This window comes from Streptomyces mirabilis, assembly GCF_018310535.1.
Lineage (GTDB): Bacteria > Actinomycetota > Actinomycetes > Streptomycetales > Streptomycetaceae > Streptomyces.
In genome coordinates this window covers 4,512,624-4,539,384 of sequence record NZ_CP074102.1, presented here as the reverse complement: position 1 = coordinate 4,539,384, position 26,761 = coordinate 4,512,624, and the positions used below count along the sequence as shown (strand labels likewise).

General features: G+C 69.6%; 28 protein-coding genes. 10 read left to right on the top strand and 18 right to left on the bottom strand.

All coding sequences use genetic code 11. The features are described from left to right. Positions 1-9 precede the first annotated feature (9 nt). The 5 genes from SMIR_RS20110 to SMIR_RS20090 all read right to left on the bottom strand — a co-directional run bounded on the left by SMIR_RS20110 (position 10) and on the right by SMIR_RS20090 (position 3,988). Complete coding sequence (locus SMIR_RS20110) at positions 10-447, bottom strand: Fur family transcriptional regulator (protein ID WP_099921901.1); 438 nt, start codon at positions 445-447, stop codon at positions 10-12. 84 nt (positions 448-531) lie between these two features. After that, positions 532-1,107 carry a heme-binding beta-barrel domain-containing protein gene (locus SMIR_RS20105; RefSeq protein WP_168493045.1) on the bottom strand — a complete coding sequence of 192 codons (576 nt, stop codon included), beginning with the start codon at positions 1,105-1,107 and terminating at the stop codon, positions 532-534. A 249-nt stretch (positions 1,108-1,356) separates the two neighbouring features. Beyond that, positions 1,357-2,301 carry a hypothetical protein gene (locus SMIR_RS20100; RefSeq protein WP_168493047.1) on the bottom strand — a complete coding sequence of 315 codons (945 nt, stop codon included), beginning with the start codon at positions 2,299-2,301 and terminating at the stop codon, positions 1,357-1,359. Continuing rightward, a complete protein-coding gene (locus SMIR_RS20095) occupies positions 2,298-3,191 on the bottom strand; it encodes a hypothetical protein (RefSeq protein WP_249938444.1) in 894 nt (297 codons plus the stop codon). The genes SMIR_RS20100 and SMIR_RS20095 overlap by 4 nt, the downstream gene beginning before the upstream one ends. Then, positions 3,188-3,988, bottom strand: coding sequence for a hypothetical protein (locus SMIR_RS20090; protein ID WP_422664450.1), 801 nt, complete (start codon positions 3,986-3,988; stop codon positions 3,188-3,190). The genes SMIR_RS20095 and SMIR_RS20090 overlap by 4 nt, the downstream gene beginning before the upstream one ends. A 98-nt stretch (positions 3,989-4,086) precedes the next feature. Between SMIR_RS20090 and SMIR_RS20085 the strand changes: the two genes are divergently transcribed. Continuing rightward, on the top strand, positions 4,087-4,449 hold the full coding sequence (locus tag SMIR_RS20085) for a DsrE family protein (protein ID WP_168493049.1): 363 nt from the start codon (positions 4,087-4,089) through the stop codon (positions 4,447-4,449). A gap of 90 nt (positions 4,450-4,539) precedes the next feature. On the opposite strand, the gene SMIR_RS20080 is transcribed toward SMIR_RS20085, so the two are convergent. From SMIR_RS20080 to SMIR_RS20050, 8 genes are all read right to left on the bottom strand, one after another. Next, on the bottom strand, positions 4,540-4,800 hold the full coding sequence (locus SMIR_RS20080) for a DUF3099 domain-containing protein (protein WP_067371511.1): 261 nt from the start codon (positions 4,798-4,800) through the stop codon (positions 4,540-4,542). An 88-nt stretch (positions 4,801-4,888) separates the two neighbouring features. Then, positions 4,889-5,176, bottom strand: coding sequence for a DUF1416 domain-containing protein (locus SMIR_RS20075; RefSeq protein WP_054232391.1), 288 nt, complete (start codon positions 5,174-5,176; stop codon positions 4,889-4,891). A gap of 30 nt (positions 5,177-5,206) precedes the next feature. After that, on the bottom strand, positions 5,207-6,046 hold the full coding sequence (locus tag SMIR_RS20070) for a sulfurtransferase (protein WP_168493051.1): 840 nt from the start codon (positions 6,044-6,046) through the stop codon (positions 5,207-5,209). A gap of 140 nt (positions 6,047-6,186) precedes the next feature. Next, the gene (locus SMIR_RS44935) at positions 6,187-6,267 is read right to left on the bottom strand and encodes a putative leader peptide (RefSeq protein WP_350310325.1); all 81 of its coding nucleotides are present in this window, start codon (positions 6,265-6,267) and stop codon (positions 6,187-6,189) included. 250 nt (positions 6,268-6,517) lie between these two features. Continuing rightward, entirely contained in the window at positions 6,518-7,270 is a 753-nt protein-coding gene (locus SMIR_RS20065) for an LmeA family phospholipid-binding protein (RefSeq protein WP_168493053.1), read from the bottom strand. A 174-nt stretch (positions 7,271-7,444) separates the two neighbouring features. Further along, positions 7,445-8,653, bottom strand: a complete 1,209-nt coding sequence (locus tag SMIR_RS20060) for a hypothetical protein (protein ID WP_168493055.1) — start codon at positions 8,651-8,653, stop codon at positions 7,445-7,447. An 8-nt stretch (positions 8,654-8,661) separates the two neighbouring features. Further along, on the bottom strand, positions 8,662-8,916 hold the full coding sequence (locus SMIR_RS20055; protein ID WP_101404270.1) for a MoaD/ThiS family protein: 255 nt from the start codon (positions 8,914-8,916) through the stop codon (positions 8,662-8,664). Between the two features lie 69 nt (positions 8,917-8,985). Further along, entirely contained in the window at positions 8,986-9,882 is an 897-nt protein-coding gene (locus SMIR_RS20050; RefSeq protein ID WP_212727204.1) for an alpha/beta hydrolase, read from the bottom strand. 285 nt (positions 9,883-10,167) lie between these two features. Between SMIR_RS20050 and SMIR_RS20045 the strand changes: the two genes are divergently transcribed. Both SMIR_RS20045 and SMIR_RS20040 read left to right on the top strand, forming a co-directional pair. After that, positions 10,168-10,959 carry a winged helix-turn-helix transcriptional regulator gene (locus SMIR_RS20045; protein ID WP_168493059.1) on the top strand — a complete coding sequence of 264 codons (792 nt, stop codon included), beginning with the start codon at positions 10,168-10,170 and terminating at the stop codon, positions 10,957-10,959. 71 nt (positions 10,960-11,030) lie between these two features. After that, positions 11,031-12,053, top strand: coding sequence for a LacI family DNA-binding transcriptional regulator (locus SMIR_RS20040; protein WP_101404267.1), 1,023 nt, complete (start codon positions 11,031-11,033; stop codon positions 12,051-12,053). Positions 12,054-12,114: 61 nt separating this feature from the next. Here SMIR_RS20040 and SMIR_RS20035 read toward each other — a convergent pair whose 3' ends face one another. Further along, positions 12,115-13,860 carry a trypsin-like serine protease gene (locus SMIR_RS20035; RefSeq protein WP_212727203.1) on the bottom strand — a complete coding sequence of 582 codons (1,746 nt, stop codon included), beginning with the start codon at positions 13,858-13,860 and terminating at the stop codon, positions 12,115-12,117. Between the two features lie 369 nt (positions 13,861-14,229). Between SMIR_RS20035 and SMIR_RS20030 the strand changes: the two genes are divergently transcribed. The 6 genes from SMIR_RS20030 to SMIR_RS20005 all read left to right on the top strand — a co-directional run bounded on the left by SMIR_RS20030 (position 14,230) and on the right by SMIR_RS20005 (position 21,308). Continuing rightward, positions 14,230-15,441: a S1C family serine protease gene (locus tag SMIR_RS20030; protein WP_168493063.1), complete on the top strand. Its 1,212-nt coding sequence runs from the start codon at positions 14,230-14,232 to the stop codon at positions 15,439-15,441. 34 nt (positions 15,442-15,475) lie between these two features. After that, positions 15,476-15,724 carry a hypothetical protein gene (locus SMIR_RS20025; RefSeq protein WP_168493065.1) on the top strand — a complete coding sequence of 83 codons (249 nt, stop codon included), beginning with the start codon at positions 15,476-15,478 and terminating at the stop codon, positions 15,722-15,724. 236 nt (positions 15,725-15,960) lie between these two features. Beyond that, positions 15,961-16,692: a response regulator transcription factor gene (locus tag SMIR_RS20020; protein ID WP_168493067.1), complete on the top strand. Its 732-nt coding sequence runs from the start codon at positions 15,961-15,963 to the stop codon at positions 16,690-16,692. Beyond that, on the top strand, positions 16,689-18,155 hold the full coding sequence (locus SMIR_RS20015) for a HAMP domain-containing sensor histidine kinase (RefSeq protein WP_168493069.1): 1,467 nt from the start codon (positions 16,689-16,691) through the stop codon (positions 18,153-18,155). Before SMIR_RS20020 ends, SMIR_RS20015 begins: the two co-directional genes overlap by 4 nt. Before the next feature lie 173 nt (positions 18,156-18,328). Beyond that, the gene (locus tag SMIR_RS20010; protein WP_248002992.1) at positions 18,329-20,410 is read left to right on the top strand and encodes a pectinesterase family protein; all 2,082 of its coding nucleotides are present in this window, start codon (positions 18,329-18,331) and stop codon (positions 20,408-20,410) included. A gap of 193 nt (positions 20,411-20,603) precedes the next feature. Next, positions 20,604-21,308, top strand: coding sequence for a response regulator transcription factor (locus SMIR_RS20005; protein WP_212727202.1), 705 nt, complete (start codon positions 20,604-20,606; stop codon positions 21,306-21,308). Here the strand turns inward: SMIR_RS20005 and SMIR_RS20000 are convergent. The 4 genes from SMIR_RS20000 to SMIR_RS19985 all read right to left on the bottom strand — a co-directional run bounded on the left by SMIR_RS20000 (position 21,284) and on the right by SMIR_RS19985 (position 25,524). Next, on the bottom strand, positions 21,284-23,038 hold the full coding sequence (locus SMIR_RS20000; protein WP_212727201.1) for an ABC transporter ATP-binding protein: 1,755 nt from the start codon (positions 23,036-23,038) through the stop codon (positions 21,284-21,286). The two genes, SMIR_RS20005 and SMIR_RS20000, sit on opposite strands and share 25 nt — an antisense overlap. Before the next feature lie 92 nt (positions 23,039-23,130). Further along, positions 23,131-23,271: a hypothetical protein gene (locus SMIR_RS19995; protein WP_168493071.1), complete on the bottom strand. Its 141-nt coding sequence runs from the start codon at positions 23,269-23,271 to the stop codon at positions 23,131-23,133. Positions 23,272-23,342: 71 nt separating this feature from the next. After that, positions 23,343-23,480 carry a hypothetical protein gene (locus SMIR_RS19990; protein WP_168493072.1) on the bottom strand — a complete coding sequence of 46 codons (138 nt, stop codon included), beginning with the start codon at positions 23,478-23,480 and terminating at the stop codon, positions 23,343-23,345. Between the two features lie 244 nt (positions 23,481-23,724). Further along, complete coding sequence (locus SMIR_RS19985; RefSeq protein ID WP_212727200.1) at positions 23,725-25,524, bottom strand: bifunctional metallophosphatase/5'-nucleotidase; 1,800 nt, start codon at positions 25,522-25,524, stop codon at positions 23,725-23,727. Positions 25,525-25,794: 270 nt separating this feature from the next. On the opposite strand from SMIR_RS19985, the gene mshD reads away from it, so the two are divergent. Then, positions 25,795-26,721, top strand: a complete 927-nt coding sequence (gene mshD / locus SMIR_RS19980) for a mycothiol synthase (protein ID WP_168493074.1) — start codon at positions 25,795-25,797, stop codon at positions 26,719-26,721. Positions 26,722-26,761: the final 40 nt, after the last annotated feature.

Genomic DNA, 26,761 nt, shown 5'->3' with positions numbered 1-26,761 from the left:
ACACCCAGCCTACGACTTGGTAGTTGAACTCTTGAGAGAACAGTCCTTGCACCGGCCGAAGATCGCGAAGTGCTTCATGTCCGTCTCGAAGCCGAACGTGTCCCGGAGCTTCGCGGTGAACTCCGCGGCGACCGAGACATCGGCCTCGATGACGTTCGTGCAGTCCCGGCAGACCAGATGGATGTGGTGATGCCGGTCGGCGAGATGGTAGGTCGGCGCGCCGTGCCCGAGGTGCGCGTGGCTGACCAGACCGAGCTCCTCCAGGAGCTCCAGGGTTCGGTACACGGTGGAAATGTTGACCCCCGACGCGGTCTTCCTCACCTCGATGAGGATGTCGTCGGGGGTCGCGTGCTCCAGGGTGTCCACGGCTTCGAGGACAAGCTGGCGCTGCGGCGTCAGCCGGTAGCCGCGCTGCCTCAGGTCGCTCTTCCAGTCGGTGCTCACCACACAGGAAGTCTAGGACCATTCCGGGATTTGCCGACCTGAGGAGAGCCGCCGAACCGGCCGGACCACTTCCGAACTGCTTCCTGACTACTTGAAGAACGCGATTCCGTCGTCCGGCATGTCGTCCGGGAGGGCCTTGGCCCAGCGCTCGACGTCCTCCGGAGTGACGACCTTCTTCAGGTGCGCGGACATGTAGGGGCGCAGCTCGACCTCGGGGGTCTGCTTCTCACCGACCCACATGAGGTCGCTCTTCACATAGCCGTAGAGGCGCTTGCCGCCGGTGTAGGGACCCGAGGCCGCCGTCCGTGCCACGGCGTCGGTGACCAGGTCGATCTGCGGGGTCTTGGCGGCCAGGTCGCCGTACCAGATCTCGACGATGCCGTCGTCGCGGGTCATGACGACCTCGACCTTGCGGTCGGGGTGGACCCGCCAGAAGCCGGACTCGGTCTCCAGCGGCCGGACCTTGTTCCCGTCGGCGTCGAGCACCCAGGTGTGCGAGTGGTACTCCAGGAAGTCGCGCCCGTCGTGGGTGAAAGTGACCTCCTGCCCGAAGTTGCACTTCTCGGAGCCGGGGAAGTCGTGAACGCCCGCACCGGCCCAGTTGCCAAGCAGGAAGGCAACGGGAAGCAGGTCCTTGTGCAGGTCGGACGGGATCTCGATCATGAGCTCGGCAGTTCCTCGATGGGGGGTCAGCGCTGGCCCTGGTACAGCTTCTTCACGGTCAGCCCGGCGAAGGCGATCACGCCGACGCAGACCAGGACCAGCAGGGTTTCGAAGAAGATCTCCACGGGGTGCTCCTCGGATGAGCGGGGTGGGCGGTACAAGAGCCGAGCCCCAGCTTAGTGGGCCGGGGCTCGGGGATCTCTGCGAGGTACTCCTGGGCGGTTCTCCGCGCGGTACGCCCAGGCGTGGTCAGCCGAGCAGCTGGCTCTGGAGGACCACCGTCTGCTGGAACGGGACCGCCTTCGCGGCGCCCTTGCGGGACTGCACGATCAGGGCGAGGGTGTCCCCGGCCGAGAGGTACGCCTGGCGGACCTGCTCGGCGCCGTACGGCTTGATCTCGTCGTACGCGTGACGGACCACGTCGTCGACCGCGGCACGGTCCGGGAACCGGTTGTCGGCCATCGTCCGCTCGGCGCCGCGCACCGCGTAGTTCGGCATGTTGTAGCTGGTCAGCCCTGGCGAGTTCACCTCGTCCGCGACGACGGCCGAGTCGAACTGCAACAGGTAGATCCGGGTGTGCGTGCCGTCCGGCGTCGTCCAGCCGCGGGCCGCGATGTGCCGCAGACCGTTGTCGGTCAGCTGCTGCCCGACCGTCTCCCGGTCGTCCCGCGTGGCGTACTCCGACAGGAACGTCTTCGTCGCCAGCCAGCCGTCCGTCCCGCGCAGCGCCGTGTCGACGTGTGCGCCCTTCGGGGCGGGCAGCACGAGCCTGCGCAGGTCGGCGTAGTGGGTGCCGGTCTTGTTCGACTCGGCGAGCGGGCGCGGGCTGCCGGAGGGCAGCGGCGGCCGGGTGATGGTCGGGTAGTCCCAGCGCCCGTCCGACTCCGTCGCCAGACCGGGTACGTCGGTGCGGTCCATGCGGGTGATGCCGTACGCGACCGACGTGCCGACCGCAGCGAAGACCACGGTGGCGGCGGTCCAGCGCAGCACGGCCCGCAGCACCCGACGGTCCTTGCGCACCCGGGCCGGGGGCACCTCGGCCGCGACGGGCGTGGACGGCACCTCCGGGTCGACGACCGCGGCCGGCGCCTCGGGCGCGGATGGCAGCGCGGCCTGCGCCTCGACCGGCGCCGTGGTCCCCTTCTCGACGGGCGTCGCCGCCGCGTCCTCGACGGAGCTCGTCTGCTCGGTCATACCGCCTCCCCCGGCTCGGCGATGCGGTCGAGCTGCTCGCGCAGCAGCATCGCGACACCCTTGGTGTCCAACGGCTTGGCCCCGGAGGCGGTCGCGCTGACCAGCACGTCGCCCTGGTAGGCGGAGCAGACCATCATGTCGAGCTTCTCGTCCTTGTCCTTGGGCGGCAGGAAGCACTTCGCGTTCTTGTGGCCCTTGATCTCCGGACCCTTACGGAAGATCTTGAGGGCGTCGAAAAACTCGTTCTGGAACGTCGACATGCCCTTCACCGCCGCCTTGTCCTCGATCTGGGCCAGCTCGACGCTCATGGTGAAGGCGCTGTCGGCGTACAGCGTGGAGGCATACCCGTTGGACGCGCTGAGGTAGCTGCGCATCGCGATGCCCTTGGTGTGCTGCTTGTCGATCCGCTTCTCCAGCTCCCGCCGCTGGGAACGCGGCAGATCCCGCAGCGCCTCCTTGCGCAGAGCGGTGGCCTCGGGCCCGCTGAGCGAGGCGTCGGAGCCGAACTCCCCGATGTCCGGGCCCCGGCTCCAGCCCTCGGTGCCGTACGGCACGAGCATCGCGGCGAGTCCCGCGGGGGCCTTCGCCGACGTGGCGTCGTCGTGGGCGGCGTTCGGGAAGGTCCAGGAGGGCGCGCCCGGGTCCCGGTCGGCGTCCTGGACGGTCACGACGGTGTAGCCGGCACCGCCGACGACGGCCGCGACGAGGAGCACCGAACCGGCGACGGCGGCGATGCGACCCCGGCGGAGGGGTTTCTTGACGGGGGCGATGGATTCGGGCGCGGCGGGCTCGGGCGCGGACTCCGCGGCGGGCTCGGTCGCGGACCCCTGGACAAGCTCCTCCACGCGCTCCTGAACGGGCTGCTCGCTCATCGGTTGCTCGTCGGTCACAGCCGCTCCATCTGCCGCTCGGCCAGGTCCATGATCTTGGCCTTGGAAATCGGCTTGGTGTCGTAGATCCAGACCTCCATGGCGATGTCACCGCGCCAGGCGTGTGCCTGTGCGCTGTACACCGGTAGGTAGCCGGGCTTGGTGTCGGGCTTGGTCGTCACATACGCCATGCCGTCGCCCGTGCCGGGGACGGGCCAGCTGCGGGTGCCGTCCACGTTCCAGTTGCCGGCCTGTTCGGAGGCGGAGAGGTTCTCCTCCTGGCGGTACTGCACGAGCCTGATCCCGACGCTGTACGTGCTGCCGACCCGCCAGTCGACGCCGGCCGCACGCCGGAACTCCGCGCCGACCAGCTGCCCGAACGCCTGGTCCGGGTCCTTGAGCTGGTCCGCGTACTCGGCCATGGTCAGCCAGCCGTCGCGGCCCGGTGCGTACTCGGTGTCCTGGGCCCCCTTCGGCCGCTTGATCAGCAGCTTGCGCAGGTCGCCGTCGGTTTTCACGCGGCGGTCCTGCGCGGCGGACAGCGGTTCGGGACCGGCTCCCTTGGCCTGGGCCACCACGGGCTGCGAGAGCGACGGCAGCCTGGTCGGCTCCCGGTCGGCCTGGATCAGATAGCCGGCGCAGGTGCCCCCGACGAGCCCCAGCACGGCGGCCGTGGCGATCAGCAGGGCCGTACGCCCCCGCCGGCGTACGCGAGGCGCCTCCTCAGATGTCTCCTTGCCCGTCGCCTCAGGACCTGGCACGGGTACTTCCTCGACTTCCACGACATCCCCCCACGGAACGCGACGCACGGATTCCATATCCGCGCGCACAGGAGACCCATGGGAATCTCATGGAGTTGTAAGGGGCATGATCACGATTCGGATTCTCCCCGACTCCCCCGGACTACCATGCGGCCATGGCGAAGAAGCTCGTGATCAAGGTGACGGCGGGGGCCGATGCCCCCGAGCGCTGTTCGCAGGCGTTCACGGTCGCGGCGGTGGCCGTGGCCAGCGGGGTCGAGGTCTCCCTGTGGTTGACCGGCGAGTCCTCGTGGTTCGCACTGCCGGGCCGGGCCGCCGAGTTCGAGCTGCCGCACGCGGCGCCGCTGCCCGATCTGATCGACTCGGTCCTGGCCGCGGGCCGGCTCACCCTGTGCACCCAGTGCGCGGCGCGCCGGGACATCACGGAGAAGGACGTCATCGACGGCGTACGCATCGCGGGCGCCCAGGTGTTCGTCCAGGAGGCGATGGCGGACGATACGCAGGCGCTCGTCTACTGAAGGTGCCGCGCGTATGAAGGTGCCGCGCGTACTGAAGATGCCGCGCGTACTGAAGATGCTGCGCGTACTGAAGATGCTGCGCGCGCCCTCCTACGGGCGGCGCTTCTTGCCGTCGAGCTCGTCCCACCACTCGTCGGACTTCTGATCCCCGGACGGGTCGTCCCACCAGCGGTCCTCGGGCCCCCGCCGGTTGGCGACCATCGCGGCGAACGGCGGAATCACCATCGCCACCACACACATCCCCACGGCCACGGGAATCGACCAGATCCTTACGACTCCCCAGGCCAGGACGAAAAGACCGATGCACGTCCCCATCATGGCGAAGTAGACGTGTCGCCGTCGTGCGTACATACCTCAAGCCTAGGCCCGTACATACCGAAGGGCCGCACCCCGAGCGTCCAACCCTGGGGTGCGGCCCTTCGGCCACTCAGAGGTGCCGTCAGACGGCGATCGCGACCTCGGCGAGGCCGCCCGTCTGGGCGACGACCGTGCGGTCCGCGGTGCCACCGGGGACCAGGGCGCGTACGGTCCAGGTGCCCTCGGCCGCGTAGAAGCGGAACTGGCCCGTCGCGGAGGTGGGGACCTCCGCCGTGAACTCGCCGGTCGAGTCCAGCAGGCGCACGTAACCGGTGACGGGCTCGCCGTCGCGGGTCACCTGGCCCTGGATGGTGGTCTCACCGGGCTTGATCGTCGAGGCGTCGGGGCCGCCGGCCTTCGCTCCACACATATTTCGATTCCGTCCTTCAGGCCTTGAGGGTTACTTGTTGGCGCCGAGCTCGATCGGGACGCCGACCAGGGAGCCGTACTCGGTCCAGGAGCCGTCGTAGTTCTTGACGTTCTCCACGCCGAGCAGCTCGTGCAGCACGAACCAGGTCAGCGCGGAACGCTCACCGATACGGCAGTACGCGATGGTGTCCTTGGCGAGGTCGACCTGCTCCTCGGCGTAGAGCTCCTTGAGCTCGTCGTCCGACTTGAAGGTGCCGTCGTCGTTGGCGTTCTTCGACCACGGGATGTTGCGGGCGCTCGGGACGTGGCCCGGACGCTGCGACTGCTCCTGCGGCAGGTGGGCCGGGGCGAGCAGCTTGCCGCTGAACTCGTCGGGCGAGCGGACGTCGACCAGGTTCTGCGAACCGATGGCCGCCACGACGTCGTCGCGGAAGGCGCGGATCGCGGTGTTCTGGACCTTGGCCTTGTAGTCGGTCGCGGCACGGTTCGGGACCTCGACGACCAGGTCGCGGGAGTCGAGCTCCCACTTCTTGCGGCCGCCGTCGAGGAGCTTGACGTTCTCGTGGCCGTACAGCTTGAAGTACCAGTAGGCGTAGGACGCGAACCAGTTGTTGTTGCCGCCGTAGAGGACCACCAGCGTGTCGTTGGCGATGCCCTTCTCCGACAGGAGCTTCTCGAAGCCCTCCTGGTCGATGAAGTCACGGCGGACCGGGTCCTGGAGGTCCTTGGTCCAGTCGATCCGGATCGCGTTCTTGATGTGGTTCTTCTCGTACGCGGACGTGTCCTCGTCGACCTCGACGATGGCCACGCTCGGGTCGTCCAGGTGGTCCTGGACCCAGTCGGCGTCGACCAGGACGTCGCTGCGGCTCATGCTGTTTCTCCTCCGGGGCAGTTGCGGCGGGGCGGTGCGTTAGACAGAGGGTGCGCGGTCATGCCTGTCGAGGCTGCGCGGCGCGCACGGGGACCCTGGCGAAGAGGGGCCAGGGGAGGGCGGACGGACGAATGTCCCGCTCAGAAGGTGCGACAGAGCATGGCGGCGACGCGGCACAGGTCTACTGCCCGCCGCTTCGTGAGATCCGCCTGTCGCTTCATGGGTCCGATCGTAGGGACGGACAGGCGGGCATGTCACCGGTGTGTCGGATGCTGAGATGCGATCGTCCGCGATGTGGGACGCCTTCACCGCCGGTGCGGCCCCCGCAGGGATTCCGGGCGCCGGCATCCGTCATCACACCGACCGCACATCTGCGGTACGGACGGGCCCGTCTCGCCCTTCGGACAGCTCTCCGGCCGCGGTCTCCCCGGCCTCCGGCCTCTGGCCTGCGACCTGCGGCCGCTGACCCTTCTACCCGACCAGCTTGACGTTCGAACCCTTCACGGAGACGTCCACGCCGTTCGCGGCCGCCTGGACCGTGTCGAGCTGGATGCCGCCCGGCAGCTGGCCGATCTTCTGCTCGAAGTCGGTGATCGCGCGCACCCGGTTCTCGGCGAGGTCGACGGCCAGCTTGGGGAGGGAGTCCGCGTGCACCTTGACCGTGTTGCCGCCGACGACCGTGACCGAGCTGAGCACGGAGACCGGCTGGGGCACCTTCGTGCCGCCGATGCTGACCTCGACCGCCACCTTGATCTTGCCGTTGCCGCCGTCGGAGAGGCCGACGACCCGGGCGGTGACCCCGGGGCCGACCTGAGTGGGCTGGGACTTGGCGGTCTTGAGCAGCTCGGCGTACCCGATGGACGCGGAGCCGGTGGCGCTGTTGGCGGTGGCGGAGCTGTAGTCGCCGTTGAAGCTGACGCCGTGCATCTCGGCGTTCAGGTCGTCGATACGGATGGTGCCGGTGCCGCCGGCACTGCCCGCGCCGCTCGTCGACGCCTCGTAGTCCTTGATGCCGATCTTCACGTCGTCGAGTTCGCCGCCGACGACCTGGGTGAGGAAGGGGAAGCCCTCGATGGACACGTCCGGCGTGCCGGCCAGGCCCTCGGTGGTCTTGATCCGGTCCGCCGCCTTGTTCTCCGCGAAGCCGACCGCCACCCGGTCCGCGATCACGAACAGGCCGCCCAGGATGACGGTGACGATCAGGATTATTCGCAGTGCACGCATGCGCGGTGTTCCCCCACCTCGAACGGATCCGGGCGACCGAGTGGTCCTCCCTCGCGAAGCTAACCCCGAAGGGCCCCGCGACGGGGACCCTCCGAAGTAGTTGTAGATCACCTGTGACGAACATCCACTGGACCAGGCCCCAGGACCTGTCCGGTGGATCACGCCGGACAGGCCCTAACCGAGGGCGCGGCCCAGCAGGTAGACCGCCGGGGCCGCGGCGGCCAGCGGCAGGGCCACGCCCGCGGTGAAGTGGACGAAGCGGGACGGGTAGTCGTAGCTGGCGACCCGGTGGCCGATCAGCGCGCAGACCCCGGCGCCGAGGCCGAGGAAGGCCCCCTTGCTGCCCAGGTCCGTGGTGCCGCCGACCGCGATACCGGCACCCGCGGCGGCCAGCAGCGCCACCACCACGGAGGCCGCGGTGGGCAGCGGCAGGGCGCGGGCGAGGATCGCGACGGCGACCGCGGCGGCGCCCACCGTGACGGCGTCCGGCTCGGCCGCGAGGTGCCCGGTGGCGATGATGGCGAGCGCCGCCGAGGCGACGGTCGCCATCAGGCCGTACATCCGGGTGTCCGGGTCGGCATGACTGCGCAGCTGCAGGACGAGGGTGAGCAGGACCCACACGCCGAGGGTGCCGAGGATCGCGGCGGGCGCGTTCTCCCGGCCCGCCGCGAGGAGCGCGACGTCCGCGGTGACCGCGCCGAGGAACGCCAGCGCGATGCCCTGGCGGGCCGGCCACATCCCGTTCAGCCGGAACCAGCCCGCCGCGGTGACGGCCTGGAGGAGGACGAGGGGGACGACGAGGGCGTACTGCCCGATCGCCGCCGTCCCGGAGAGCAGCAGCCCGAGCACCGCGGTGAGCACGGCGGGCTGGATGCCGGGTTCGATGATCGGGGAGCGGCCCTCGGCACGGGCGCGCTGGGCGTCGGTGACGCGGGCGTTGCCGGTGACGGTCGGGGGGCCGTAGCCGGAGACGGTCTCCGGGGTGACCGCACTGCCGGTGCCGGTGCCGGGCACCTGCTGGGCGGGGGGCTGGTACGCGGTCGTCCACTCCGGTGCCGGAGTCGGTGCCTCCTGCGGCAGCGGCTGCCCGACCGTGCCGTACGTCTGCGGCTCGGGGTACGCCTGGTAGCCCCGCGGCGGCAGGTACGTCGTGTCCGCCGCCGGCATCGGGGGCTGCGCCTGGGTCTCCCAGGTCTGCCCCTCCCACTGCTGCGTGTGCTGCCGCCACTCGGGCTGCTGCGGCGGCTGTTGCTGCTGCTGAGGCCGTTGCTGCGGCTGTTGCTGCTGAGGCCGTTGCTGCGGCTGTTGCTGCTGAGGCTGCGGATACGGGTCGTACCCCTCGTACTGACCCTCGTACCGGCCCTCGTACGGCTGGTCGCTCATCGTCTCGCTCACCCTCCTGCGAACGGCGGGAGCACCTCGACCGTGCCGCCCTCGGCCAGCCGTACCGTCTCATGTTCGCGAGTGCCCACGGGGTCACCGTCGATGAGGAAGGAGCAGCGCCGCAGGACGCGGACGAGTTCGCCGGGATGTCGCGCGCGGGCCGCGTCGAGCGCCTCGGCGAGCGTGCCCGCGTCGTACGGCTCCTCCGCGACACCCGCCGCGGCCTTGGCGGCGGCCCAGTAACGCACCGTGCCCTGTGCCATCTCGTTCCTCAATCGGTGTTTTCCGTGAACACGGATCAGTCATCAGTGGTTTCTGTGAACACGGTCAGGCTAGCCCGCCGCCGCGACGGCCCATGCCCCGATACGGCCGAGCAGCCCGTCGTCCGCCGCGTGCTCGGCGTGGCCCATGCCGTGCTCGATCCACAGTTCGGCGTGGCCGCCGGAGGCGGCGGCGAGCATCCGCGGGTGGTCGACCGGGAAGTAGCCGTCCTGGTCGCCGTGGACGATCAGCAGCGGAGTGGGCGCGATGAGCGGAACCGACTCGACCGGGGAGGCCGGCACCGGGTCCCAGTCACGGTGGTGGATCCGGGTGCGCAGGCCGTAACGGCCGACCGCGCGGCCCACCGGCCGGGTTACCAGCCAGTGCAGGCGCCGCATAGGGGCCGTACCCCGGTAGTACCAACGGGCGGGTGCGCTCACCGAAACCACGGCGTCCGTGCGCGCCTCGGTGCGCCCCTCGTGCTCCTTCTCCGCGCCCCGGTCCGAGCCCCCGTCCGAGCCACGGTGCAGCGCCGCGTGCCGCAGCACCACCGAACCGCCCATCGAGAAGCCGACGGTGGCCACACGCGTGTGCCCGAGTTCGCGGGCCCAGGCCACCGCGGCGGCGAGATCGTGGACCTCGCGGTCACCGACCGTGGAACTGCCGCCGGAGGCGCCGTGACCACGGAAGGAGAAGGTGACCACTGCCGCGTGCCGGGCGAGGACGGCCGCCGCGTGGCGCACGTGCGGACGTTCCAGATCGCCTGTGAAGCCGTGCGCGACGACAATGACCACGTCGTTCAAGCCAGTGGCCGAGTCACCAGAAGGCCGCGTTCCAGCGTCGTACGCCGCATCGATCGTCACCCCGTCGACCGTGTGCAGAAACCTCCGCAAAGGGGCCTGCGGTGGCGTCTCAAGGGGTGGACGATCGGAAGATCCCGTCGCTTGACCTGCCGGACCTGAGCTCATGTGGGCTATTCTGCTGGGCAGAGGACTCGGGCAGCGTAGCCCCCGGGTCCTTTTGTGCTTTCTGAAGCGTTGTATACGAAGCGGGAAACCGCAGGTGTACGAAGCCTACGAACGCATAGAACGTGTGGCGGCCCCCAGTGGGCCGTCCGGCGACTCCCAGGGGCGCGGGAGCCGCACCGTAGGAAGCAGTGCCGCAAACGTCCTCGCAGGGACCGAGGAGGAACCAGACGTTATGGGCGAGCGAACCTTGCATGACCGTAGGACGACCCAGGCAGGTGGGGCGCGATGAGTTCTCTGCTGCTCCTGACCAATGCTCTTCAGCCGTCGACGGAGGTGCTTCCCGCTCTCGGCCTGCTCCTGCACAACGTGCGAGTGGCTCCGGCGGAAGGCCCCGCTCTCGTCGACACCCCCGGTGCCGACGTCATCCTGATCGACGGCAGGCGCGATCTCCCGCAGGTGCGCAGCCTGTGCCAGCTGCTGCGCTCGACCGGGCCCGGCTGTCCGCTGATCCTCGTCGTGACGGAGGGCGGTCTCGCGGCCGTCACCGCCGACTGGGGCATCGACGACGTGCTCCTGGACACCGCGGGACCGGCGGAGGTCGAGGCGAGGCTGCGGCTGGCCATGGGCCGCCAGCAGATCGTCAACGACGACTCCCCGATGGAGATCCGCAACGGCGACCTCTCGGTCGACGAGGCGACCTACAGCGCCAAGCTCAAGGGCCGGGTCCTCGACCTGACCTTCAAGGAGTTCGAGCTCCTCAAGTACCTCGCGCAGCACCCGGGCCGTGTCTTCACGCGCGCCCAGTTGCTCCAGGAAGTCTGGGGCTACGACTACTTCGGCGGTACGCGGACGGTCGACGTCCACGTACGACGGCTGCGCGCGAAGCTCGGACCCGAGCACGAGTCGCTGATCGGTACCGTCCGGAACGTCGGTTATCGATTCGTTACACCTGAGAAGGCGGACCGCGCCTCGGACGAGGCGAGGGCCAAGGCGGCCCAGCCAAAGCCGGAGGATGCGGACGAGACGGCGCACCTGGACGCCGTCGAGACGGTCGAGGCGGCGGCGGAGGCGCAGTAGGCGCTGACGGAGGCGCAGCAAGCCTCCGTACGCCCTGCCCAGCGGCGGGTCCATCCGCGTAGACTCCGCGCGTGGCCAAGGTGACGAGGGACGATGTAGCGCGACTGGCGGGTACGTCCACCGCCGTTGTCAGCTATGTCATCAACAACGGACCGAGGCCGGTTGCCCCGGCCACGCGCGAGCGTGTTCTCGCCGCGATCAAGGAACTGGGGTACCGGCCCGACCGGGTCGCCCAGGCCATGGCGTCGCGGCGGACCGAGCTCATAGGCCTGATCGTGCCGGACGCGCGCCAGCCCTTCTTCGGGGAGATGGCGCACGCAGTCGAGCAGGCCGCCGCCGAGCGCGGGAAAATGGTGCTCGTCGGCAACTCCGACTACATCGCCGAGCGCGAGGTCCACTACCTGCGCGCCTTCCTCGGTATGCGGGTCTCCGGGCTGATCCTCGTCAGTCACGCGCTCAATGACAACGCTGCCGCGGAGATCGACGCGTGGGACGCCCGCGTGGTGCTGCTGCACGAGCGCCCCGAGGCCATCGACGACGTCGCCGTCGTCACGGACGACATCGGCGGCGCCCAGCTCGCCACCCGCCACCTCCTCGAACACGGCTACGAATACGTGGCCTGTCTCGGCGGCCTCGCGGAGACCCCGACCGTCGGCGACCCGGTCTCCGACCATGTCGAGGGCTGGCGGCGCGCGATGCAGGAGGCCGGGATTTCCACCGAGGGCCGCCTCTTCGAAGCGCCGTACAACCGCTACGACGCCTATCAGGTCGGCCTCCAGCTGCTCGGCGGTCCCGACCGCCCGCCCGCCATCTTCTGCTCCACCGACGACCAGGCGATCGGCGTGCTGCGCGCCGCGCGTGAGCTGCGCATCGACGTTCCGGGGGAGCTGGCCGTGGCCGGTTTCGACGACGTCAAGGAAGCCGCGCTGACGGATCCGCCGATGACGACGATCGCCTCCGACCGGTCGGCGATGGCGCGGGCCGCGGTGGATCTCGTACTGGATGACGGGTTGCGGGTCGCGGGGTCGCGGCGCGAGCGGTTGAAGGTGTTTCCGTCCAGGTTGGTCGTCCGGCGTTCTTGCGGGTGCGAGTAGCTCGAAGACAAGACGCGCCGGCCCCGCGGGTTGCGGGGCCGGCGCGCGTTTTTGTGATCGCTCAGAACAGCAGGTTGTACTGGTTGAAGCCGCTGCCCAGGCCGATCCGGGAGCCGAAGAGGCTGCTGGAGGCCTTGTTGGTGCCGGGGTAGAGCCAGAGCTTGCCGGCGGAGTCGCGGGTGATGACGTCCGCGATGCCGTCGCCCGTGACGTCGCCGTTGGCGACGTACGAGGTGAAGGTGAAGCCCGTACGCGCCTGGATCCGCGCCGCGAACGGGGCCTTCTCGACCTGCGTGCCCCGGTAGAGGTACAGGACGCCGGAGCTGTTGCGGACCAGCAGGTCGGCCCTGCCGTCGCCGGACAGGTCGCCGTGGCCGAAGATCTTCACGTTCTTCCAGGCCCTGTCGACGACCTTGACCTTGCCGTAGAACTGGCCGTTGCCCTTGCCCGGGTAGAGGTAGACCGAGCCGTCGGCGTCCACCGCGACCAGGTCGGGGCGGGCGTCGCCCGTCATGTCGCCGGGGATGGCGTACGACTTGTAGCCGCCCCACACCGTGCTGATCTGCATCCAGTCGTACTCACCGGAGGTGTGGTTCAGGTAGCTGCGGTACAGCTTGCCGTCGCCCTTGTCGCGGATGATCAGGTCCTGGTAGAAGTCCCGGTCCAGGTCGGCCTGGAGGACCCAGCTGGCGTTCTGCCAGCCATTGCCCTGGTAGGCGCGGGTGGCGAGCGAGGTGCCCTTGCTGTCCTGCTGGAAGAGGCCGCCGGACGGCGTGCGCTCCAGCAGGTCGGCCTTGCCGTCGAAGGTCAGGTCCGCGTCGTCGATGCGCGGCTGGGCGGCCCAGGTGTACGAGGACACCTTGGTGAACACCGGGTAGGCGCCCTTCGCGGTGCAGCCCGCGACGCCCCACGAGACGATGCCGACGACCTTGCCGCCGACGATGACGGGACCGCCGGAGTCACCGTTGCAGGGGCTCTTGGTTCCCTCGTCGGTGCCGGTCGCCGGGGTGCCCGCGCAGAACATCGCGCCCTCGACGAAGTCGTCCTCGCCGAGGACCGACTGCATCGCGGAGTTGCAGGTGGAGTCGGCGACCAGCGGCAGGGTCACCTTCCGCAGGTTCGCCGACAGGTCGGCGCCGTCGGCGCCGGAGGTCAGGCCCCAGCCGTAGACGGTGGCGGAGTTGCCGGCCTTGTAGGAGGCGCTGTCACCGGCGGCCACCAGCCGCTGCCACTGCTGGTCCAGCGGGCGGTCGAGCGTGAGAACCGCGATGTCGTTCTGGACGGTCGTGGAGTTGTAGTGCGGGTGGTTCCACTGACGGTAGACGCCCGCGACCGTGCCGCTGGTGTCGTCCAGCAGTCCGGTGGCGCCGGCCAGCACCGCGCCGTTCTTCACCCAGTTCAGGCCCGCGACGCAGTGGGCCGCCGTCAGGACCTTGTTCGGGGCGACGAGGGTGCCGCCGCAGAAGTAGCCGACGCCGGCCGTGCTGTCGTAGTAGGAGAGCTGGACCATCCACGGCGCGGAGGAGATCGTCGTCTCGGTGCCGCCGATGATGAAGGGTGTCTTCTTGGGGGTCGTGTCCGGGGTCGCCCGGTCCTTGACGGCCGCGGCGACCCGGCCGCGCAGCTCCTTGTCGGAGACGGCCGGCTTCGCGGGCTGGGACTGGTTCACCTCCGGCAGCGAGGGTCCGTCCGCCGCGGTGGCGGGGTGCGCCGCGAAGGCGCCGGCGCAGGTCAGCGCCAGCGCGAGAGCGGCCGTGGGCAACGCCGTGGCGGGGCGTCTCCAGCGGTCGCGCAGGGCACGTATCACTCAGGGCTCCTGGTGTGGGTGCGTGTGGTGTCCATGACGTAGGAGGCCCGAGAAGGGCGTACGACGCACCGGCCCGATCGACGGCAGCGGTCGCCGGCCATGGCCGACAACCGCCTGCATCGATTCAGGCACACCGCGGAGCCCCCCTCCGGCGCGGAGATCGTAGGCCTCATCCGCCCCAGAACACATGTACTACACAGCAGACAGACAAGTATTCGTCCGTCGCCTTCCGTGACATCACCCCCACGCAACCCGCTGTTTCCCGGTTTTCAGCGGGCTCGGGCGCCTTTATATCGGGCATACGAGGTTCTGTCGGGCTTCTCAGCGGCCACTCAGGGAGCTCTCATGATCGGGGGACAAGCTTTTTCCATGACCGAGAGCTTCCGCCGCAGCGGCGAGTACCCCCAGGGCGACGACCACCAGGCGACCGACCCCATGCGGGCGGCGTACCCCCAGCAGCAGCCCGTCTCTTCCTCTCCCGTGAACCCCGAGTGGCCCCCGCCGCCGGCGTACGAGCCGGTCGCTCCGGTCGCCGTCGAGCCGGGTACCACCGTGTGGCCGGGCTCCGGTCAGGGTGGCGACGGCGGTCACGGCGGAGGCGGCGCCTACGCCGGCTACCCCGAGCCGGACGCCGTCTCCTCCACTGCGGTCCTCCAGGCGCAGCCGGTCCCGGCCGGCCCGGCCCCCGCTCCGAAGAAGCGCGCGAAGGGCACGATCGCCCTGCTCGCCGCCGTGGCGATAGTCGCGGCCGCCATCGGAGGCGGCACCGCGTACGGCATACAGGAGCTGACCGGCAAGGACACCGCGTCGAGCAGCACCAGCACCACCGTGGTGCCCGCCGCCAAGAAGGGCACCGTCGCCGGTGTCGCCCAGGCGGTCAGCCCGAGTATCGTCGAGATCAGCGCGACCTCGAACGCGGGTTCGTCCACCGGCTCGGGCGTGATCATCTCGTCCAGCGGCGAGATCGTCACCAACAACCACGTCATATCGGGCGCCTCCGAGATCAAGGTGCACCTGAGCAGCGGCAAGTCCTACACCGCGAAGCTGGTCGGCACCGACAGCAAGAAGGACCTCGCGCTCATCAAGCTCGAGAACGCGCCCTCCGGCCTGAAGGTCGCCACGCTCGGCAACTCCGACGGCGTCCAGGTCGGCGACGATGTCGTCGCGATCGGCTCCCCCGAGGGGCTGACCGGCACCGTCACCAGCGGCATCGTCTCGGCGCTCAACCGTGACGTCACCGTCTCCACGGACGAGAGCCAGGGCCAGCAACAGCAGCAGGGCGGCGGCAGCGGCCAGTGGCCGTTCTCCTTCGGCGGCCAGCAGTTCAACGGCGACACCGGTTCCTCGACGACCACGTACAAGGCCATCCAGACCGACGCGTCCTTGAACCCCGGCAACTCCGGCGGCGCCCTCATCGACATGAACGGCAACATCGTCGGCATCAACTCCGCGATGTACTCGGCCGCCGACTCCTCGTCCAGCTCGTCGAGCGCGGGCAGCGTCGGCCTCGGTTTCGCCATCCCGATCAACACCGTCAAGTCGGACCTCGCCAGCCTGCGGGCCGGCGGTTCCGACAGCTGAGTCCTTCTCGGCCAAGTCCTTCTCGGAGGTTGAAATGATCACTCGCGTCTCCCACGGCATCGAAGGCACCGACCCCGCCGGCCTCGACCTGGCCCTCTCCGTCGCCCGTGAACTGCACCGGCCGGCGCCCCGGGCTCCGGAAGTGAAGGTCCCGCAGCCGCAGATGACGGTCCCGCAGCCGCAGATGATGGGTCTGCACACCTCCGCCGATCACCCGCACCGCCGCAAGGTCCCGCTGAGCCGCCTGAGCCGCCTGAGCCAGCTGAGCGTGCTGCAGGCCTGAGCCGGTCGAGCAGGCCGAGCAGGCTGCGGGCCTGAACCGACGAACTGATCCCCGCCGATCCCCGCCGATCCCCGTCGGTCCCCGCCGATCCCCGCCGATCCCCGCCGATCCCCGTCGATCTCCGTCGGTCCCCGCTGAACGCCGCTGAACGCCGCTGATCCTTTCTGCCCCGGCCGGAACGTGCGAGGCTGAAAGCGTCCAGCCCCGTCCCACCGCACCCCTAGGAACCCACGCCCATGAGCCCCGCCGAAGGCGACCGTGAAACCCAGCGCATCCTGATCGTCGACGACGAGCCGGCCGTGCGCGAAGCACTTCAGCGCAGCCTCGCCTTCGAGGGATACGACACCCAGGTCGCGGTCGACGGAGCGGACGCGCTGGAGAAGGCGACCGCGTACCAGCCCGACCTGGTCGTCCTGGACATCCAGATGCCCCGGATGGACGGCCTGACGGCCGCCCGCCGGATGCGCGGGGCGGGCACGACGACCCCCATCCTCATGCTGACGGCCCGCGACACCGTGGGCGACCGCGTGACCGGCCTCGACGCGGGCGCGGACGACTACCTGGTCAAGCCGTTCGAACTGGACGAGCTGTTCGCCCGGGTCCGGGCACTGCTGCGGCGCAGTTCCTACGCGGCCGCGACGGTCGGCACCCCGGACGACGACGCGCTGACCTTCGGCGACCTGCGGATGGACCTCGCGACGCGCGAGGTCACGCGCGCGGGCCGGGCGGTCGAACTGACCCGCACCGAGTTCACCCTGCTGGAGATGTTCCTGGCCCACCCGCGCCAGGTCCTCACCCGCGAGCAGATCCTCAAGGCGGTCTGGGGCTTCGACTTCGAGCCCTCCTCCAACTCCCTCGACGTCTACGTCATGTACCTGCGCCGCAAGACCGAGGCGGGCGGCGAGCCGCGCCTCGTGCACACGGTGCGGGGCGTGGGATACGTCCTGCGGTCGGGCGGCGCGGAGTGATGAGGATCCTGCGCCGGTTCAAATCCCTGCCGATCCGCTCCCGGCTGGCCATGCTGGTCGCGGCGGCGGTGGCGTTCGGGGTGGCGGCGGTTTCGGTGACCTGTTGGTTCATAGTGCGGGGGAAGTTGTACGACGAGATCGACAACAACCTCAATGCACAGAAGGCACCCGTTACCTACGGATCGTTCCAGCGCGCCATAAAGAACTGCGGCCAGGACCCGAAGAGCGGCAGCGACGGCCCCCGCGGGCGGTCCGAGTACTACTCCCAGGTGGTCCAGGCAAGCGGAACCGTCTGTACGTTCGACGGCTCCGCAGGCACGGTGAAGATCACCGACAGCGACAAGGACGAGGCCAAGAACCCTAACTGGGACTACACCAGAATCCGCACCGGAACCGACAGCGAAGGCAACGACGTTCGGGTGATCACCATGCCACTCGTCGTCGCCGGCCAGGTTCCGGGCAGCAGCCCGGTCCTGGTCCAGGACGCGTCCTTCCTCGTGGCCATCCCCCTGAAGGGCACCCAGGCCACCCTCAACGACCTCGCCCTCGTCCTCCTCCTCGTCTCGGGCATCGGAGTCGTCGGCGCCGGAGCCGCCGGCCTGGCCGTCGCCCGCGCGGGTCTGCGCCCGGTGGACAAGCTCACCGAGGCCGTGGAGCACGTGGCGCGCACGGAGGACCTCTCCGTCCGCATCCCCGTCGAGGACGACAGCGAGGACGAGGTCGCCCGCCTCTCCCGCTCCTTCAACTCGATGACCGAGTCCCTCGCCAACTCCCGCGAGCTGCAACAGCAGCTCATCGCCGACGCGGGCCACGAGCTCCGTACGCCGCTCACGTCACTGCGTACGAACATAGAGCTCCTCACCCGCAGCGAGGAGACGGGCCGCCCGATCCCCCCGGCGGACCGCAAGGCACTGCTGTCGTCGGTGAAGGCGCAGATGACGGAGCTGGCGGCGCTGATCGGCGACCTGCAGACGCTGTCGCGTTCGGACGCGGGCCAGTCGGGCGACCGCATCCAGGTGGTCGACCTCCAGGAAACGGTCGAGGCAGCCCTCCAGCGCGCCCGCCTGCGCGGCCCCGAGCTGACGATCACGGCGGACCTCCAGCCCTGGTTCGTACGGGCGGAGCCGTCCGCGCTGGAGCGGGCGATCGTGAACATCCTCGACAACGCGGTGAAGTTCAGTCCCGAGGGCGAGGCCATCGACGTCATCCTCAAGGGCGGCGAACTGACCGTCCGCGACCACGGCCCCGGCATCCCCGCCGAGGAACTCCCGCACGTCTTCGACCGCTTCTGGCGCTCCCCGTCCGCCCGCGCACTGCCGGGCTCGGGCCTGGGTCTGTCGATCGTGGCCAGGACCGTGCAGCAGTCCGGCGGCGAGGTGTCCCTGCAACCGGCGCAGGGCGGCGGAACGGTGGCGACACTGCGGCTGCCGGGCGCGCCCACGCCGCCTCCCGAGGCTCCATAGGCCCACCGTCTCCACAGGTTCCGTAAGCCCTCCGACAGCGCCGGGCACCGCGCGCCCCCGTCCCTCACCGGACGGGGGCGCGTTCGCGTTGCTTCACCGCAGCAACCTTTCCTCCCCCGGTGGCGACTGCCTCGTGACGGACGCCCTCCACAGCACTCGAACGGGACCACCACGTGACTGAGATCCGCAAGGCGCGCCACCGCAGACGCAGAACCGCCCTCGTCGTCGGTGTGCCGCTGGCCCTGACCGCCGCCGGAGCGATGGCGTACGGCACGGTGTTCGGACTCTTCGGCGACGACGCCCAGCCGAAGGCGTCGGCCGCGACGAACACCCCGGCCTGGGCCACCGAGGCCGCCGACGGTTTCGCCTCCGTCCACGCCATGGGGCAGAACGGGACCTACGGCGGGCGCGACGGCAGGACCGTCACCGTGAAGACCCTCGCCGACCTGGAGAAGTACGCGACCTCGGCCGACCCGTACGTCATCGTCGTCGCCGCGACGATCACGATGGACCCGGTCGGCAAGGAGATCAAGGTCGCCAGCGACAAGACGATCGTCGGCTCCGGCACCGCCGGGCAGATCGTCGGCGGCGGCTTCTTCCTCGGTCAGGGCGTGCACAACGTCATCATCCGGAACCTGACCATCCGCGACGCGTACCAGGGCATCTGGAACGACAAGGAGCACGACTTCGACGGCATCCAGATGGACGGCGCCCACCATGTGTGGATCGACCACAACGACATCCGGCACATGGCCGACGGGCTCATCGACAGCCGCAAGGACACCACGTACCTGACGGTCTCGTACAACAGGCTGAGCAACGAGAACAAGGCCTTCGGCATCGGCTGGACCGCCAACACCACGGCGGACATCACGATCCACCACAACTGGATCCGCGAGACCGAGCAGCGCAACCCGTCCACGGACAACGTCGCCCACGCCCACCTCTACAACAACTACCTGGAGGACGACGCGGGCACCGCCATCACGTCCTCGTACGGCAACTACGCGCGCGGCAAGACCAACATGGTCCTGGAGAACAGCTACTTCCAGGGCATGAACAACCCCGTCATCCGGGACAGCACCGCGACCCTCGTGCAGCGCGGCAACGTCTTCTCCGGCACCACCGGCCGCAACGAGAGCGGCGGCAGCGGTACGCCGTTCGACCCGAAGACGTACTACAAGTACACGCTGGACAAGGCCGCCGACGTGCCGGCGCTCCTCAAGTCCCTGGCCGGGCCGCGGACTTCGCTCGGCACCACGTCCGCCACGCCGACCAGCAGTACCCCGACCGTCACCGGCAAGGTCCTCACCGTCGCCCAGGACGGCTCCGGGCAGTACAGGACCGTGCAGGCCGCCGTCGACGCCGTACCCTCGAACAACACCGCGCGCGTCACGATCTCCGTCGAGCCGGGCACGTACCGCGAGACGGTGAAGGTCCCCTCGAACAAGCCGCACATCACCCTCCAGGGCTCGGGCGGCAGCCGCAAGGACACGGTGATCACCTTCGGCAACGCGGCCGGTACGAAGAAGGCCGACGGATCCACGTACGGGACCACCGGCAGCGCCACCGTCGCCGTCGAGGGCGACGACTTCCAGGCCCGCAACCTCACCATCGCCAACGACTTCGACGAGGCGAAGAACCAGAGCGTGCTCGGGCACCAGGCCGTGGCCCTGCGCACCGGTGCCGACAAGGTCGTGCTCGACGGTGTCATCGTCAGCGGCGACCAGGACACCCTGGAGATGGAGACCCCCGGCTCGGACAAGCCCGGCCGGGTCTACGTCACCAACTCCTACATCACCGGCAACGTCGACTTCGTCTTCGGCCGCGCCACCGCCGTGATCAACAAGTCGGTCATCAACCTGAAGAAGCGCTGGGACGGTTCGTCCGCCGGTTTCGTCACCGCGCCCAGCACGCAGGCGGACCGCAAGGGCTTCCTGATCACCCACTCCACGGTGACCGGCGATGTCGCCGCGGGCTCCTTCTCCCTCGGCCGCAACTGGCACGCGGGCGGCGACGCCGCCCTCAGGCCGCAGACGACCGTCCGTAACTCCACGCTCAGCGCCGCGATCCGGTCGAACCCGTGGTCCGACATGGGCGGCTTCTCCTGGAAGAACGACCGCTTCGCGGAGTACAAGAACAGCGGCGCCGGCGCGGGGGCCGCGAGCGGTGAGCGGCCGCAGCTGACGGACGCGCAGGCCGCGGGCCAGTCGATCGCCGACTGGCTCGGCGACTGGACGCCCACCGCGTCCTGACGTCCACCGGGACCTCGTGACGTCCCTCGCTGCTTCTTGACGTCCATCGCTGTCTCCTGACTCCCCGGGAGGCCGGAGGGCCTCCTGGGGAAGGCCGGGTCTTCCCGGCCGGGGAGGCTGGGCGCGGACACCGCCCAGCCTCCCCACACCCCTCTCCAAGCCCTCCCACAGCGCCCCGTTACACGTTGGGGGGATGGCGCGGAAGATCCTGCTGGCCGATGACGACGAGGCCGTACGTGAGGGGCTCGACCGGCTGCTCAGGTTCGAGGGGTACGAGACCGTCCTCACGGGGGACGGCCGCGAGGCCTTCGAACTGGTGGCCGGAGTGGACGAGCGGCCCGACCTGGTGCTGATGGACGTCACCATGCCCGGCCTCGACGGGCTGGCCGCGACGCGCCGGATCAGAGCCTCCGGGTCCACCGTCCCCATCCTCATGATCACCGGCCGGGACGCGGTCGGCGACCGTATCGTCGCCCTCGACAACGGCGCCGACGACTACCTCATGAAGCCGTTCGCCGCCGAGGAACTCCTCGCCCGGGTCAGGGCCTTGCTGCGCCGCAGCCCGCAGCCGAAACAGTGCGCTCCCCGTCTCGACGACCGGCTCGCCTTCGCGGACCTCGCCATGGACCGACCCACCCGCACCGTCACCCGCTCCGACCGCCCCCTCGACCTGACCAGGACCGAGTACGCCCTGCTGGAGTATCTGCTCCGGCATCCCGCCAAGGTCCTCAGCCGCGCCCAGATCCTCAAGGAGGTCTGGGGCTTCGACTTCGAGCCGACGTCGAACACACTGGATGTGTACGTGATGTACCTGCGCCGGAAACTGGAGAGCCGCGGCGAACCGCGGCTCATCCAGACCGTGCGGGGGCTCGGCTACACGCTCCGCGCCGCCAAGTAGTCGAGTTCCGGTGTCGCGAGCCGGGCGTACGCCCCGCCCCACGCCATCAGCTCGTCGTGCGTGCCCGCCTCCACCAGCCGGCCGCCGTCCACCACCAGGATCCGGTCGGCGTCGGGGGCGAGGCTCAGATCGTGCGTGATCATGATGGTCGTACGGCCCGCCATCAGCCGCCGCAGCGGCTGCACCACCCGGCGTGCGGCGATCGAGTCGAGCCCGGCGGTCGGCTCGTCGAGGACCAGGACGGGCGCGGCGCGCAGCATCGCGCGGGCGATCGCGATCCGCTGGAGCTGGCCGCCGGACAGGGTGGCGGTGCCGGGCGCGATCTCGGTGTCGTATCCGTCGGGCAGCGCGCTGATGAAGTCGTGCGCGACCGCGTCCGTCGCCGCCCGCTCGATGTCCGCCTGGGACGCGCCCGGCCTGCCGCACTCGATGTTCTCGCGGATCGTGCCGTGCAGGATCAGCGTCTCCTGGGGCAGCAGCGCCACGTTCTCGCGCAGGAACTCCAGGGACACGTCGGTCAGCGGGACGCCGTCCAGGCAGACCACGCCGGCCGTGGGGTCGTAGAAGCGGGTGAGCAGTTTGGAGAGCGTCGACTTTCCGGCGCCGCTCGGGCCGGTGACGATGACGAGTTCGCCGGGGCCCGCGGTGAAGGTCACATCGTGCAGGGACTCGCACTCGGCGCCGGGGTAGCGGAACGACGCGCCGTGGAAGCTGACCCAGCCGTGCACGGGCCAGTCCCGGACGGGCTCGGCGGGTTCGGTGACGGCGGGTTCGGTGTCCAGGATCTCCTGGATGCGTTCCGCGCCTGCGGTGGCGGCGGTGAGGGTGAGGCCGAGCTGCCCCAGATTGCGGATCGGCGGGTACAGGTAGCCGAGGAACGCGGCGAAGGCGAGCAACTGGCCCAGCGACATGCGCCCCTGCGAGATCTCCCAGGCACCGAGGCCGATCACCGCGAGCACGCACAGCGTCTCGACGACCTCGACGAACTGTTCGTACATCTCGCTCGCCCGTGCCCCGCGCACCGACGCCCGCATCCAGGCACGCGCCTCGCGGTCGAGCCGCTTCTCCTCGGCGCGGCGGCGGTTGTACGCCTGGGTCAGCACCACGTTGCCGAGGGACTCCTCGACGACCGAGGTGATCGCGCCGTCGGCGGCCCGCTCCTCCTGGGAGGCGGTCTTGATGCGGCCGGCGAACCGGCGGGCGGCGACGAGGAAGAGAGGGGCGAGGAGGAAGGTGACAAGGGCGAGATCCCAGCGCAGCCAGAGCGCGGCGGTGGCGTAGAAGACGGCGGAGAAGGCGGCGGAGACCGTCCCGACGACACCCGACACGACCATCTGCTCGATGGCTTCGACATCACCGGTGAGCCGTTCGACCAGGTCGCCCTGGCGGTGCTTCTGGAAGAAGTCGGGCGGCAGGTCCTGGACGTGCCGGAAGACACTCGCACGCAGGCGCAGCACGAATCTCTCCGCGGTCCACACGGCGAGCGAGTTGCCGAGGTAGCCGACGATCGCGCCGATCACGGCGACACCCAGCCAGGCTCCGGCCGGCTCCCAGAACGCGGAGAGCGAACCGGCCTTCAGGGCGTGGTCCGTGAGCTGTGCGAAGAGCAGGATCGAGGCCGTCTCGGCGAGCGCGGCCACGACCACGCAGCCGATGATCAGAAGCAGCCATTTGCGGTCGCCGCGCGTCAGCGGCCAGAAGCGTGCGAATGCCTCCCGTACTTCCCGCATATCAAATCAACTTCCCTTTCCGGTCCGGAACATGGCCGAGGCGGGGCCGCCGGAAACCGATAATTCCCGGGGACCCCGCCTCGTGCGTGCTGCTACTGGCCCTGACGGCTGACCGGGCGCTTCTTCGGAGCGACGGCCTTCTTCGCCACCGGGGCCGGCTCGGCCGGTCGGCGCTTCGCGACCGGGGCGGCCTTGTGGTGCTTCTTGACGGGGGCGATCTTGTGGAAGCTCATGAGTTTCCCTCTCGTAGCTTTGACTGATCCGCTGGTCGCGGGTGGATCTGTTAATCGGGGGTGGATCTTGCTTACTTGTTGCCGACAGGGCGGCGCCCGGGCTTCTGCGCGATCGGGGCCGGCTCCGCGGGCCGGCGCTTCGCGGGCTTCTTCGGGGCCGGAGCGGGCTTGTGGTGCTTCTTGACCGGGGCGATCTTGTGGAAGCTCATGGGTGTCTCCTTGTTCCCTGCGGGTGAATTCCCTTTGCCGTTTGCGCTGTTCGCTTTCGACATGGAAAACACTACGGGACTCCGGATCCTGAAATCGCCAATTCGGATAAGACCTCAATGAATTACAGCTGAAACAAATTTTCAGGTGGGCCGTGGAACCAATCCACTACTCACACAGAATTTAGGTCGAAAAAAGCGGGGCCGGTACGCGTCCGCGTACCGGCCCCGCCTGTTCCGTAAGGGACTACCGCACGACCGTGATCCGGTCCGCCGTCGGCACCGGGTAAGGCGCCGTGGCCGAGGAGTTGGCCGTCAGGTAGGACTCGAAGGCCGCCAGGTCGTCGCCGCCGACCAGGACGTCCGCGCCCTTGCCGAGCTCGGCGAAGCCGTCGCCACCGCCCGCGAGGAAGGAGTTCATCGCGACGCGGTAGGTGGCGGCGGGGTCGATCGCCGCGCCGTTGAGCTTGACCGAGTCGGCGACCACCCGTGCCGCGCCGGACTTCGTCAGGTCCAGCGTGTAGGTCAGGCCCTTGGAGATCTGCAGGATCTTCGGCGCGGCCTCGTTGGCCCCGCTGACCTGCTGCTGGAGTGCCGTGATCACCTGAGCGCCGGTGAGGTTCACCAGGTTGACGGTGTTGGCGAACGGCTGGACCGTGTACGCCTCCCCGTACGTCACCACCCCGTCGCCCTCACTGCCGCTCGCCGCGTAGGTGAGCCCGGCGCGGATGCCGCCCGGGTTCATCACCGCGAGGTCGGCCTCGGGGTCGACGGACTTGGCGTACGCGAGCTGCGCGTCGGCGATCATGTCGCCGAGCGGAGACTCGTTACCGGTGTTGCCGATCTCGCCCGCGATGTAACCGATGGGACGCGAGGCGATCGGGGCGGAGAGCGTCTTCCACTTGCTGATCAGGGAGGTCATGTCGGCGGCCTTCGCGACGTCACGGGTGACCACGTGGTTCGCCGACTTCACCGCCGTACGCGCGATGTCGCCGGTCCAGCGGTCGTACGTCAGCGTCGTGTCCGTGTAGAGGCGGCCGAAGGACGAGGCCGACGTCACCATGCGGGGCTTGCCCGACGGGTCCGGGATGGTGCAGGCGTAAGCCTGGTGGGTGTGACCGGTGACCAGGGCGTCCACGGCCGGCGTGACGTTCTTGGCGATGTCGACGATCGGCCCGGAGATGCCGTCACCGGCGCCGGGGCTGTCGCAGTCGTAGTTGTACGCCGTCGACGCGGGCGCGCCGCCCTCGTGGATCAGCGCGACGATCGACTTCACGCCCTGGCGCTGGAGCACCTTGGCGTACTTGTTGATCGTCTCGACCTCGTCGCCGAACTTCAGTCCCTTGACTCCGTCGGCCGACACGATGTTCGGGGTGCCTTCCAGCGTCACGCCGATGAAGCCGACCTTGACGCCGTTCTTCTTCCAGACCCAGTAGGGCTTGAGGATCGGCTTGCCGGTCTTCTCGTCGGTGACGTTCGCCGCGAGGTACGGGAAGTCGGCTCCCCGGAACTTCGCCTTCTTGTCGTAGCAGCCGTCCGTGGGGTGGCAGCCGCCGTTCTGCAGGCGGGCCAGCTCCTTGGCACCCTCGTCGAACTCGTGGTTGCCGACACTCGTCACATCCAGGTCGAGCTTGTTCAGCGCGTCGATCGTGGGCTCGTCGTGGAAGAGCCCGGAGATCAGCGGGGAGGCGCCGACCATGTCTCCGGCGGCGGCCGTGATGGAGTACTTGTTGCCCTTGCGGGCCTCGCGCAGATGCGTGGCGAGGTACTCGACACCGCCCGCGTCGATCGACTTCGTCGTGCCGTCCGCCTGGAGCTCCGTGACCCGGCCGGACGATCCGGCCGGCGGCTCCAGGTTGCCGTGCAAGTCGTTGAAGGACAGCAGCTGTACGTCCTGGTAGCGGCCGCTGCCGGGGTGGTGGTGCGGGGTCGACCTGTCCTGCCCGGCGCTCGCGGGCATCGCGGCGGCCAAGGCGCCGACCGTGGCCAGCCCAGCGGCGGCGGCGAGGATGCGATGGGTACGTCTGTGCCGGGGCGTCGGCGGCATGGGTTCCCCCCTGGGAGCTGTCGGAGCCGTCGGAGCTGTCTGAGCCGTGGGTGCCGCGAGAACGGCAAGAGCTGTGAGAGCTGTGGGACGGCTGTGGTTTTACGCGCACTTTAGAATCAACGCGCGTAGCGCAACAGGGGGTTCGGGGTTACAGACTGGTTGCCATCGCCTCACCACCACCTGACGGAAGCCCCTCCGCACCCCGCCACGAGCCACATCGACTCCGCGCAACTCCTTGTCCGCAAAACACCGCGCCGTACCCTCGTATCCATGACCAGCGACGACACCGCGCCCCACGCCCTCACCCGCTCCATCGAGACCCACACCGCGCTCTCCCCGGCCCAGGCCGAGGATGTGCTCCGGCTGCTCGCGGAGGCCGCCCGGGCCGACGGGCAGCAGGCGGTATCCGAGCAGGGCCGGCTCCAGCTGAAGGGCGGCGCCCGCGAGGGCGTGCGCCATCTGCTGCTGACCCTCGGCGACGAGCTGATCGGGTACGCGCAGCTGGAGGACACCGACCCGGTGGAGGCCCCGGCCGCCGAATTGGTCGTGCACCCGGCGTACCGCGGCCACGGCCACGGCCGGGCCCTGGGCTCGGCCCTGCTCGCCGAGTCCGGCAAGCGGCTGCGTGTGTGGGCGCACGGCGGTCACTCCGCAGCGCGGCATCTCGCCCAGGTCCTCGGCCTCACCCTCTTCCGTGAACTGCGCCAGCTGCGGCGGCCGTTGACCGACCTCGACCTGCCCGAACCGAAGCTCGCGGACGGCGTGCACGTCCGTACCTTCGTGCCCGGCCAGGACGACGCGGCCTGGCTCGCCCTGAACGCCGAGGCCTTCGCCCACCATCCCGAGCAGGGCTCCCTCACCCAGCGCGACCTGGACGACCGCAAGGCGGAGGTGTGGTTCGACCCGTCCGGGTTCTTCCTCGCCTTCCGCGGCGACGAACTCGTCGGCTTCCACTGGACGAAGGTCCACGCCGAGGAGGGCCTCGGTGAGGTGTACGTCCTCGGAGTCCGACCCGGCGCCCAGGGCGGCGGCCTCGGCAAGGCCCTCACCACGATCGGGCTCCGCCACCTCGCCCGGCAGGGTCTGCCGACCGCCATGCTCTACGTCGACGCCGACAACAAGGCGGCCGTGACCGTGTACGAGCGGCTCGGCTTCCGCACGCACGAGACGGACCTGATGTACCGAAGCGAGTCCTGACCGTCGGTCCGCTGTCCTTGTCGGTCCGGTGTCCCTGCCT